This is a genomic window from Flavobacterium gelidilacus DSM 15343, assembly GCF_000422685.1.
GTDB classification, from domain to species: Bacteria; Bacteroidota; Bacteroidia; order Flavobacteriales; family Flavobacteriaceae; genus Flavobacterium; species Flavobacterium gelidilacus.
In genome coordinates, this window is record NZ_AUGN01000043.1 from 1 (window position 1) to 2,585 (window position 2,585).

Here is a 2,585-nt window from a genome sequence, read left to right on the forward strand (position 1 = left end):
AAAAGTAAAAAAATCAGCTGATTAATAATTATTTTATTTCTATTAATAGTATTTCGTTTTCTGTACATCTCGTTTTTTTGGCATTACACACAACGTTTTGGCGCTTGGCGAAGGTGGCGATTTTCACCACAAATGCTGATGCGGAGAACCAAACTTTGATTAACCACAAATGTGTCTGCGGAGCACTGTACCGCCACTTTTGCCAAACGCCTGTTAGCTGTTCGCCCTTCTTTTTTCACGCTGTTTCTTCTGTTATATTCATCATCATATTGTAATGTCCTTCGTGTTTGGTCAATATAAATATATCTTTAAAAACCTTTTTGTAGGTTTCTATTGTTCTGTCTTGTAGTTCAATATATAGGTCGTCATTTATGCTATGAGAACCGTCATTTATCCACGAAATTAAAGAACGACAAATTTCTTGCTCTTCTTTTGTTCCAAATTTGAGAATTAAATCATCATCTCCATATTTTCCAAGTAGTTTAAAATAGTTTTCAATTATTCTACGCATTACGTTTTGAACTGTCAATGTTGATTTTACCTCACTACTTTTCAATTCTTGCCAAAGAAGTTCATATGACGATTGAATTGGATTATTCATTTGAAAATTCTGCAAATTTGTAATTTTGTCATTCTTTCTTAAAATCCAAAAAAATGTTTTGTTACAAGTTTTTGTTCTGCCGTCAATGAAGGAAACTTCTTTGTGAAAATATACGTTGTGAGTTAAGAGAATTAATTGTTTTACATTTCCAATATCTGCTTTAAGATTTTTGATAATGTCTTTAATAAGTGTACTCACAACAAATAAAACGTTGCTGTCTAAACTAGAAATTGGGTCGTCAATTACTAGAATTCTTTCATTGTTTACTTCTTCTTCGGAAATACCTCCTTTTGTCAGTTGCAGATAATACAAAAAAGTGATAAAGGTAATTTCTCCTTCACTCAATGTCGTTTCTGCTATTGTGCCATCTTCTCGTTGAATCTGATAGAAGCCATCTTCTTTTGTAGGAACGATTTCAAAATTTAAAAATCCGTAGGATTTTAAAATTCTGTTTATTTCGTCAATAGTTGGTTGAATACTTGTGACGTTTTTATTTAATTTTTTTATTTCAGTATCTAATTTTCTGTATTCGTCTTGCTTTGCTTTGTATTGTATTTCTAAATTTGCAATTCCTTTCTCTAAACCATCTTTTTTGTTATTGAATGATGTAGTGTCAGTTTTGTGTTCTTCAACTAAAAATTTCCAAATAGATTTGATAAGATTACTTTTTTCAGTTGCAAAGTTAGTTACAATGCTGTTATGCTTTTTGATTTCAATATTTGCTTCCTTAACTAATTGTGTGATTAAATCAGATTGATCTTTTATAGAAATTAATTCAATGCTCCGGCTTGGTTCTTTAATTTTACTGTTTAGATACTCGCTGTTTGCTGTATGTTGACTTATCAATGTTTTCAAGTAAGCCGAAAATTTGTCAATGTCAAGTTTTCTATTGATGAAAGCTCTTTGATTTACTTCAATACCGTTTAATACGTTTATGATGTTTAAAGTTATAGTATTGTATTCTTGTTTTAATTCTTTAAGTACTTTGATGTCATTTAAATATGTTTCGTCAAAAAAACTTTCTAATTGCTTTTTAAAATCGTCTGTAATTGTTTCTTGTTGGCAAAAAGGACAAGTTGTATCTTCAATATATTCTCTACCTTGATTAACCCAGTCATTGATATTTAGCTTTTGAATTAATTTGGCAATATCTACATCGGCTTTGCCGACTATGATTTTTTTCCAAATTTCCTTTCCTTCAATTTCTAACACTCTTTCAAATGAAATATCGCTTATTTCATCTATTCTTTGTGGTTGTTCGCCAAATATTGTATCTGCTTTTTCTTTTAGACTTTCAAGTGTTTCTAATTGAACATTGTTGCTGGAAAATTCTTGTAGAAGTTTGTTTTTGAAAGGTTCTTTTTGATGTGAACCATAAGCTTCCTTGAAAACGTTTTCGTACTTCTTGTACACTTTTGTCCAAGTTGTTTCTTTAAAATCATTTTCTAATTTTTCTTTATCTCCTTTTTGTTTGTCTAATGTTTCACGTTTTTGTATTCCGTCAGCTTTAATTGTTTTAAGTTCTTCGGATTTCGTTTCAATTTCTTTGATTTGGTCGGCAGTCGCCTCACCGAGTGTAAAAACACCATTTAGTTTTCCCTTTCCAAAGTTTCTATCTCTAAATTCTTTGTTGTAAACCAAGACATTTAAAGGCAAAGCATTTTGCCAAGTTAATGTGCAATTGTTAAATTTTGGGTCTGATTTGTCGTGTAGTAAGTTTGAAATTGTAGTTTTACCACAGCCATTAGCTCCATAAATAAAATTCACCTTTTTCAGGTCGTTAAATTGCACTCCCGAATTATCGTAAGTGGCAACATTTTTTATGTCAATTGATTTTATCATTTTTGCAATTATTCTGGCTTCGTAGTTCGGTTTTTAGGGTGACAGCTAACGGTTCGCGGCTTTATTTCAGTTTTGTTGATTGATAACCAAGCCTTAACAAATATAGACAAATTTTTGATTTAAAAACTTTCCAAAATAGAAA

General features: G+C 30.6%; 1 protein-coding gene. It reads right to left on the reverse strand.

The genetic code is table 11. The features are described from left to right. Window positions 1–235 precede the first annotated feature (235 nt). On the reverse strand, window positions 236–2,443 hold the full coding sequence (locus G507_RS0109640; RefSeq protein ID WP_051191594.1) for an AAA family ATPase: 2,208 nt from the start codon (window positions 2,441–2,443) through the stop codon (window positions 236–238). Window positions 2,444–2,585: the final 142 nt, after the last annotated feature.